Consider the following 8,438-nt stretch of genomic DNA (forward strand, 5'->3'; position numbering starts at 1 on the left):
GTCGCATACTTCGCGCACCGCGCCTTCGCCGCCGCGCCGGGTGGTGGCGAAATGCACGCGGTTTAGTACTTCCGGATGGGCGTTCGCGGGTGCTGCGGCAAAGCCGCACAACCGCATTACCGCGAGATCGGGCCAGTCGTCGCCCATGTAACCGCATTCGGTTGCCGGGATGCCGGTGGTTTGCAGCAATTCGGCGAGCGCGATGGTTTTGTCGGCGACACCCTGATGCAGGTGCGTCACGCCCAGCTCGCGTGCCCGTGCCGCGACAATGCCGGAGTTGCGTCCAGTGATGATGGCTGTTTGCACGCCCGCCGATTGCAGCAATTTCACGCCGTGACCGTCGAGCGAATTGAAGGACTTCATCGCGTCGCCGTCGGCGCTGAAAAACAGGCTGCCGTCGGTGAACACGCCGTCGATGTCGAAAATCATCAGCTTCACGCGGCTCGCGCGGTCGTGCGCGTCTTCCGTTGCAGCAATATCCGGCGTGAAAGACAAGGTCGACATCAGATTACCTTCTTGGAAAAGAGGTCGTGCATGTTCAGGGCGCCGATCAGGATCGCGTTTTCATCCACAACCAGCATCTGATTGATGCGATAACGCTCCATCAGTTCCACTGCTTCCACCGCGAGATGGTCCGGACCGATCGTACGCGGATTGCGCGTCATGACATCGATCAGCGGCAGCGTGCGGAAATCGCCGTCGCGCTGAAGAATCCGGCGCAGGTCGCCGTCGGTGAAGATGCCTTCAACATGACGCTTTTCGTTGACCACGGCCGTCATGCCCATGCGCTTGGCGGTGATCTGGAATAGGGCGTCGGACACCGTGGCGTCCAGCGGCACTTCCGGCACTTCCGGCCCGACGCGCATGACGTCGCGTACGTAAGTAAGTAGTCGCCGGCCGAGTGCGCCGCCCGGATGCGAGCGCGCAAAGTCTTCAGGGCCGAAACCGCGAGCGTCGAGCACGGCAACGGCGAGCGCGTCACTCAATGCAAGCACGGCGGTTGTACTCGCGGTAGGCGAGAGATTCATCGGGCAGGCTTCTTTATCGACGTGCGCATTCAGGTGCACGTCAGCCAGTTTCGCGAGGCTTGATTCAGGCCGCCCGGTGATGGCAATCAATTTTGCCCCGAGGCGCTTGATGATGGGCAGAATGGCAACGAGTTCCGAGGTTTCGCCTGAGTTCGACAGGGCAATGAACACGTCGTCGGCGGTCACCATGCCGAGGTCGCCGTGGCTGGCTTCAGCGGGATGAACGAAGAAGCCGGGCGTGCCGGTGCTCGCGAGCGTCGCCGCGAATTTGCGGGCGATATGCCCGGATTTGCCGATACCCGATACCACCACGCGGCCCTTGCATCCGAGCAGGAATTCGACGGCGCCGGTGAAGTTGTCGTCGAGTTGTGCGGACAGGCCGCGCACAGCGTCGGCTTCAATTTCGAGCACGGTGCGAGCCAGTGCGAGTGCCCGGTCGCCATTGATTTTCGCTATCATGCGCGAAGTATAACAAAGGCATCTTTGCGCCGCGCCGGACACGGGGCGGCCTTCAGCCGCTCATCCGCCCCCGCAAGGCCGTGTGTTTTGTTGCGTGCATAGACTGCGCGCGTTAAAAAACACAAGATCCGGATGTGCTCATCGAGCCGCCATCCGCCGACAAACGAGGACGCTAGACGGATGACTTCCCCGCTTGAAATGACGTTGCTGTTGCTGCTGTGTTCAGTGGCAGGGGTCGTTGTATTCCGCTTTTTCAACCTGCCGCCCATGTTGGGTTACCTCGCGGTCGGGATCATTGTCGGACCGCACGCTGCCGGCATCGCGCCGGATAGTGACCGCGCGCAGCATCTGGCTGAATTCGGTGTTGTGTTCCTGATGTTTTCGATCGGGCTTGAGTTCTCGCTATCGAAATTGCGTTCAATGCGGCGGATTGTGTTCGGTCTCGGCGCCAGTCAAGTGGCCGGGACGATTGCGATCGCGTTGCTGATCGGGTGGATCGCGAACTTCTGGACGGACATGTCGTGGGAGGCGAGCATTGCGCTAGGTGGCGCGTTGTCGATGTCGTCGACCGCCATCGTTTCAAAAATGCTGGCCGAGCGGCTCGAACTGGAATCCGAGCATGGCCGGAATATCTTCGGCGTATTGCTGTTCCAGGATCTGGCCGTGGTGCCGCTGCTGATCATCATTGCCGCGTTCGGCAACGGCAATTCGAAGGAGCTGGCGTTCTGGCTTGCACTCGCCGCGATCAAGATTGTGGTGGCATTGACGGTATTGCTGTTCCTCGGCCAGAAGTTCATGACGCGGTGGTTCAATATTGTCGCGCGCCGTCGTTCGCAAGAATTGTTCATGCTGAACCTGCTGCTGGTCACGCTGGGAGCGGCGTTCATTACCGATAAATTCGGCCTCTCGCTCGCGCTCGGCGCGTTTATCGCGGGCATGCTGATCGCGGAAACACCTTACCGGCATCAGGTGGAAGAGGACATCAAGCCGTTCCGCGACGTGCTGCTCGGCCTGTTTTTCGTGACCACGGGCATGCTGCTGAATCCGCGTGTGATCTGGGAACACCCGTTTCTCGTGGCGTCGTTTTTCGTCCTGCCCATCCTGCTTAAAGCCGTGATGATCACCGGCCTCGCGCGGCTCTTCGGCTCGCCGCCGGGCGTGGCCATGCGCACCGGCCTGAACCTCGCGCAGGCCGGCGAGTTCGGGTTTGTGCTGCTGAACCTGATCCTCGATAAACATCTTGTCGAACCGGTGCTGCTGCAAGCCATCCTTTCGTCGATGCTGCTCTCCATGCTGGCCGCACCGTTCATCATCCAGAACGCCGACCGGATCGTGCTGCGGCTTTCCTCCACTGAATGGTTGCGGCAGTCGTTGCAAATGACGCGCATTGCCACGCAAAGCATCAAGCAGAGCGGGCACGTGATCATTTGCGGCTATGGCCGGGCGGGGCAGAATCTGGCGCGGATGCTGGAACACGAAGGGTTGTCGTACGTCGCGCTCGACCTGGACCCTGATCGCGTGGCAGCGGCAGCGGCGGCGGGTGAAAGCGTGGTGTACGGTGACGCAGGCCGGCGCGAGGCGCTGGTCGCAGCCGGCATACATCGCGCGGCCACAGTCGCGATCACTTTCGCGAACACGCCGTCCGCGTTGCGCGTGCTGCACAGCATCCACGAGCTCGAACCCACGTTGCCGACCATTGTGCGTACTGTCGATGACGCCGATCTGGAAAAGCTGATTGCTTCGGGTGCGACGGAAGTGATTCCGGAAATCGTGGAAGGCAGCCTGATGCTGGCGTCGCATACGCTGGTGCTGATGGGCGTGCCAATGCGGCGCGTGGTTCGGCGAGTGGAAGAAATGCGCGACGAGCGTTACAGCATGCTGCGCGGTTATTTTCACGGCGCGGATGAGGACGACGATGAGCGGCGCGAACAGGTCCGGCTACAATCAGTTCCCGTCAATGAAAACGCCGATGCGGTCGGCCGTACGCTCGATGAGCTTGGGCTGGTGGGCGACGGGGTGGAAGTGACAGCCATTCGCCGGCACGGAATTCGCGGCGTGGAGCCTGATCCTGACACCAAGCTGCGGGCGAGCGACATTGTGGTGCTGCGCGGTTTGCCCGAGGCGCTGCAGCAGGCCGAAGAACGGCTGTCCCGCAATCGCCGTGCGGGCGCGGTAGCTTGACGTTTTCCAGGAGCCATCATTCATGTCTGAATTTGCAGCGCACTCTGTATCCAATCCTGCCGCTTTTATCCGGGAGCGGATTCGCACTGTGCCGGACTGGCCGCAACCCGGCGTGCAGTTCCGCGATATCACGCCGGTTTTGCAGGATCGGCGCGCGTTGCGTACGCTGATCGACATGCTGGTGCAGCGCTATATAGATGCACGAATCGATACGATCGCGGGACTCGATGCGCGTGGTTTTATCATCGGGCCGATTCTCGCTTACGAACTAGGCCTGGGATTCGTGCCTATCCGCAAGAAGGGCAAGCTGCCGTTCAGGACGCTGTCGCAGTCGTATGAACTTGAATATGGCAGCGCGACCGTCGAAATTCACGAAGATGCGTGCAAGCCGGGCGAGCGGGTCGTTCTGGTCGATGACCTGATTGCAACCGGCGGCACGATGATGGCCGGCAAGATGTTGCTCGAACGGCTTGGCGCCGTGGTGGTCGAGGGCGCCGCGATTATCGACTTGCCGGAGCTTGGCGGGTCAACACTTCTGCGCGAAGCGGGTTTGCATCTTTATACGGTCTGCGAATTCAGCGGCCACTAATTTCTCCGAATTCTCTGTCTCATGCCAAATTTCCTCCTGTTTCTCGCGGCTTCCATTGCTATCACCGTGGCGCCCGGTCCGGACAATCTCCAGGTGCTCGCGCGCGGTATTTCGCAGGGGCGTGCCGCTGGGCTGGTTGCTGCACTCGGATTTGCCGCCGGCATTTCGTTTCATACGACGCTCGCCGCGCTCGGGGTGGCAGCATTGCTCAAGTCCTCCCCTATGGCGTTTGAAGCGGTCAAGCTGGCCGGCGCGGCTTATCTGATCTGGATTGGCATCAAGGCGATTCGCAGCAAGGGTTTGTCGAGCGCGCACGAGCGGCCGAGCCAGCCGTTGGCTGTGGTGTTTCGCCAAAGTGTGATCGGCAATTTGTTGAATCCAAAAGTGACGCTGTTTTTTATCGTGTTCCTGCCGCAGTTCGTGAATCCGCATGGCGGCCAAAGCGTCATGTTGCAGATGTTCGAGCTTGGCGGCGTGTTCATGTTGCAGACAGTGGTGGTGTTCTCGGTTTTTGGCGTTGCCGCCGGGATGATTGGGGCTTATTTGAAGCGGCGGCCAAAGGTGGGGGTGTGGCTCGACCGGCTGGCCGGAGCGACGTTTATCGGGCTCGGGATCCGTGTGGCGTTGAAGGATTAAGAAGAGTTTCAGTCGTACTCGGCGGGGATTGTTTGTGCGTGCGCGGGGTGCTACTGCGGCAAGCGGCAGCAACCTGGCATTGACCTCGCCGGCCAAACTCAAACGCCGGTCTGGGTGCGAACAAAACCCCCTGTACAATTTCCGGCTTTCCGTCGTCGCCGGAGCCCCTCATGAGCTTGCCTGCCATTGTCGCCGCACGTCGTTTCGATGTTTCGGCGCACCTGCCGTTTTACATCGGCCGTGAACGGGTCGGCTGGATTCGCCGCACCGACGCGCCCGCGCTGCACTCATGGCCGGATGTGTTTCACATCGATCAAACGTCGATCCGCCTCGCCGATACGTTCTCCGATCTCAACGCGCGCAGCGCCGCGCTCGGTGCGGTCATTGGCATGCTGGCCGCCGATGGCCGTATTCCTGGCTGGCGCAATGAAACCTACGCCATCCGTAATGCCTTCGACGCTGAGCCGCTTGCGTTCATCGAGCGGGCTGCGTCGCGGTTCTTCGGCACAATGACATACGCGGTTCATCTGAACGGTATTGTTGAAGAGCCGGGCCGCGCGCCAGAGCTCTGGATCGCCCGGCGCAGCGACACAAAAGCGACCGATCCCGGCATGCTCGATAACGTGGTGGCAGGCGGTATCGGCTGGGGAATGGGGATCGAAGAAACGCTCGTGAAGGAGTGCTGGGAAGAAGCGGGCATGCAGCCGCAGTTGGCCGCCAAGGCCATTCGCGGACGCGAATTCTACGTGCTGCAATCGCTGCCCGAAGGCACGCAAGCCGAGCTGATTTACGTTTTCGATCTGACCTTGCCCGTTGATTTCGCGCCACGCAATCAGGATGGCGAAGTGGGCGAACATCGGCTCGCGCGCATAGATGAAGTCGCGCGATGGATTGAAGAAGGCGCAATGACGGTCGATGCCAGTCTGGCCACCCTGGATTGCCTGCTGCGCCGCAAGTGGATAGACGAAGAAGCGTGCGAGGGCATGCCGGCGATTTATTTACCGCCGGCGGTTTGAATACGCTTTGAACACGCGTGCGTTGAACGTGCTTTGAAACATCTCAGAGGAGTATCGGTTCATGTCGACCGAACATAGTTTTATCTTGAAGTTGTCGTGTCCGGATCGTCCCGGCATTGTGCATGCCGTGTCCGGATTCCTGTTCGATCTCGGCAGCAATATTCTCGATTCCGCGCAATTCGGCGACAGTCACACCGGCGAATTTTTCATGCGCGTGCACTTCCAGCAGGTCGGCGGGGACCCCGGTCTCGTTGCGTTGCGCACCTCGTTCACTACACTTGCCGATGAGTTCGGCATGAAGTGGGAATTACATGATGCATCGGTGAAACCGCGCGTGATGATCATGGTGTCGAAGATCGGGCATTGCCTGAACGACTTGCTGTTCCGCTATCGCACGGGGCAACTCGGGATCGAGATTCCCGCGATCGTTTCGAATCATCGTGAGTTTTATCAGCTTGCGGCTAGTTATGACGTGCCGTTTCATCACTTGCCGTTGATGGCGTCGACGCCCGAAGGGAAGGCATCGCAGGAAGCGCGGGTTCTGGAGATTGTCGATCAGCACAAGATCGATCTCGTCGTGCTCGCGCGTTATATGCAGATTTTGTCGCCGGAAATGTGCGCGGCGCTCAATGGCCGGGCGATCAATATTCATCACTCGTTCTTGCCGAGCTTTAAAGGCGCCAAGCCCTATTACCAGGCGTTCGATCGCGGCGTTAAGTTGATTGGCGCTACTGCACATTACGTGACGACGGATCTCGATGAAGGGCCGATCATCGAGCAGGAAGTGGAGCGCGTGGACCACAGCATGGCGCCGGATCAGTTGACGGCGATCGGGCGTGACGTGGAATGCGTGACGCTCGCGCGCGCGGTGCGGTGGCATGTTGAGCACCGGATCGTGCTGAATGGGAGTAAGACGGTGGTGTTCAAGTAGGGGTGTTCGGGCTTGAGGGGGCTGCTCCGCTGCCTACCAGCGCGAGCAAAACCCCGCGCTCAAACCAGCCTCAAATAAACCAGTTCGCGCTTGAGATAAGCATAAAAAATCGGTGCGGCAATAACGCCTGGCAGTCCAAAAGCGGCTTCCATCGCGAGCATGGCCAGCAGCAATTCCCAGGCGCGCGCCTCGATCTGGCCGCCAATGATCCGCGCATTCAAGAAGTATTCGAGCTTGTGAATGACGATCAGGAAGATTAGCGAAGCCACGGCGGTCCCGAACGACACCGACAATGAAATCCCCACAATAATCGCGTTCGAGACCAGGTTGCCAATCACCGGCAACAATCCAACGATAAACGTCACCATCACCAGCGTCTTCGACAGCGGCAGCCTTTCGTGAAACACCGGTAGCGCAACCAGCAGATACAACGCCGTGAACGTCGCGTTGATCGCGGAAATCTTGACCTGCGCAAAAACGATCCGGCGAAACGCTTCCGAGAAACGCGTCACGCGCGTCACGAGCGCAGTAGAAAGCGGCAGCCGATGCGTCGTCCGCGGTACACCCACCGCGATAATCGCGCCCACGATCATGCCGATCAGCACATGCCCGAAACCACGCGCCGCGTCTTTGCCGCCCTGCTGCAACATGGCGGCGTGCGTTTGCATCAGCTCAGTTGCCTTGTCCTTCATCTGCTCTGCGTCGACAGGAAGGTAGTTCGCGATCCAGTCGGGCACCTGCAGGCGAGCATGCGACGTGAGCTTCATCAACTGATCGAGAAGCTTTTGTACGCTCGGAACGTCGCGCTGAAAATGATCGATGAGCAAAATCGTCCCGCCCGCCAGGCCGCCCACGATCACCGCCGCCACAATCACGACCGCGACCCAGCGCGCCCGTCCGCTCGTCATGGTCTTTTCGATCAGGGGCGCGATCATATGCACGAGTTGATACACCAGCATTCCCGCCAGCAGCGCGCCGAGCAACTGCAAATGCAGCACCAGGAACAGACCGGCGAACGCGGCGATATAACTGCCGATCTCGACCGCCGATAACTTCGGCATGCTCATGTCGCTCGTCAGCCGGACGGGCCGGACAGCGGGCCTGTTTTCGGCCGCTTCGTTGCGCTTTGCCATGAATCCTTCTGTCTCCTGCCGCTAACGGGTTATAAACGGCCGCGCCCCGAACGGCGCGCGGCTCCTTATTGCGGTGTGGGCGAATCTGTCATGCAGCCGATCTTGGCCTTTGCAGCAAAGGCGCAAGATACCGGCCGGTAAAACTGGCCTTCGACTGTGCGATGTGCTCCGGTGTCCCCTGCGCGATGATCTGACCGCCGCCGGCGCCGCCTTCCGGACCGAGGTCGATGACCCAGTCGGCGGTTTTTATTACATCCAGATTATGCTCGATGATTACGACAGTATTACCTTGATCCCGCAGCCGGTGAATCACTTCGAGCAAGAGTGCGATGTCGTGGAAGTGCAAGCCGGTAGTCGGTTCGTCGAGGATGTACAGAGTCCGACCCGTATCACGCTTGCTCAGTTCCAACGAAAGCTTGACGCGCTGCGCTTCGCCACCCGACAGCGTGGTCGCTGACTGACCGA

General features: G+C 60.0%; 8 protein-coding genes and 1 pseudogene. 5 read left to right on the forward strand and 4 right to left on the reverse strand.

Going from position 1 to position 8,438, the window contains the following annotated elements; all coding sequences use genetic code 11:
• Positions 1–504, reverse strand: a 504-nt coding sequence (locus JWR14_RS34240) for an HAD hydrolase family protein (protein ID WP_299718347.1), incomplete at its 3' end; no start/stop codon positions are given.
• Positions 504–1,487, reverse strand: a complete 984-nt coding sequence (gene kdsD, locus JWR14_RS34245) for an arabinose 5-phosphate isomerase KdsD (RefSeq protein WP_299718349.1) — start codon at positions 1,485–1,487, stop codon at positions 504–506. The genes JWR14_RS34240 and kdsD, both read right to left, overlap by 1 nt.
• Positions 1,488–1,667: 180 nt before the next feature.
• Between kdsD and JWR14_RS34250 the strand changes: the two genes are divergently transcribed.
• The 5 genes from JWR14_RS34250 to purU all read left to right on the forward strand — a co-directional run bounded on the left by JWR14_RS34250 (position 1,668) and on the right by purU (position 6,840).
• Positions 1,668–3,668, forward strand: coding sequence for a monovalent cation:proton antiporter family protein (locus tag JWR14_RS34250; protein WP_299718351.1), 2,001 nt, complete (start codon positions 1,668–1,670; stop codon positions 3,666–3,668).
• Positions 3,669–3,690: 22 nt separating this feature from the next.
• Complete coding sequence (locus JWR14_RS34255) at positions 3,691–4,257, forward strand: adenine phosphoribosyltransferase (RefSeq protein ID WP_299718353.1); 567 nt, start codon at positions 3,691–3,693, stop codon at positions 4,255–4,257.
• 21 nt (positions 4,258–4,278) lie between these two features.
• On the forward strand, positions 4,279–4,893 hold the full coding sequence (locus tag JWR14_RS34260; protein ID WP_299718355.1) for a LysE family translocator: 615 nt from the start codon (positions 4,279–4,281) through the stop codon (positions 4,891–4,893).
• A gap of 170 nt (positions 4,894–5,063) precedes the next feature.
• Entirely contained in the window at positions 5,064–5,909 is an 846-nt protein-coding gene (locus tag JWR14_RS34265; protein ID WP_299718357.1) for an NUDIX hydrolase family protein, read from the forward strand.
• A gap of 61 nt (positions 5,910–5,970) precedes the next feature.
• Positions 5,971–6,840, forward strand: coding sequence for a formyltetrahydrofolate deformylase (gene purU, locus JWR14_RS34270; protein WP_299718359.1), 870 nt, complete (start codon positions 5,971–5,973; stop codon positions 6,838–6,840).
• Between the two features lie 59 nt (positions 6,841–6,899).
• Here the strand turns inward: purU and JWR14_RS34275 are convergent, their stop codons facing one another.
• The gene (locus JWR14_RS34275; RefSeq protein WP_299718361.1) at positions 6,900–7,973 is read right to left on the reverse strand and encodes a hypothetical protein; all 1,074 of its coding nucleotides are present in this window, start codon (positions 7,971–7,973) and stop codon (positions 6,900–6,902) included.
• An 88-nt stretch (positions 7,974–8,061) separates the two neighbouring features.
• A pseudogene (locus JWR14_RS34280) lies at positions 8,062–8,438 on the reverse strand (excinuclease ABC subunit UvrA); the annotation flags it as partial.

Source organism: Caballeronia sp. (genome assembly GCF_028292365.1).
Taxonomy (GTDB): domain Bacteria; phylum Pseudomonadota; class Gammaproteobacteria; order Burkholderiales; family Burkholderiaceae; genus Caballeronia.

Bases quoted from the DNA above. Each gene is read 5' to 3' on its own strand.
- JWR14_RS34250 (WP_299718351.1), top strand. From the start codon at position 1,668: ATGACTTCCCCGCTTGAAATGACGTTGCTGTTGCTGCTGTGTTCAGTG.
- JWR14_RS34260 (WP_299718355.1), top strand. From the start codon at position 4,279: ATGCCAAATTTCCTCCTGTTTCTCGCGGCTTCCATTGCTATCACCGTG.
- JWR14_RS34275 (WP_299718361.1), bottom strand. From the start codon at position 7,973: ATGGCAAAGCGCAACGAAGCGGCCGAAAACAGGCCCGCTGTCCGGCCC.
- JWR14_RS34255 (WP_299718353.1), top strand. From the start codon at position 3,691: ATGTCTGAATTTGCAGCGCACTCTGTATCCAATCCTGCCGCTTTTATC.
- JWR14_RS34265 (WP_299718357.1), top strand. From the start codon at position 5,064: ATGAGCTTGCCTGCCATTGTCGCCGCACGTCGTTTCGATGTTTCGGCG.
- purU (WP_299718359.1), top strand. From the start codon at position 5,971: ATGTCGACCGAACATAGTTTTATCTTGAAGTTGTCGTGTCCGGATCGT.
- kdsD (WP_299718349.1), bottom strand. From the start codon at position 1,487: ATGATAGCGAAAATCAATGGCGACCGGGCACTCGCACTGGCTCGCACC.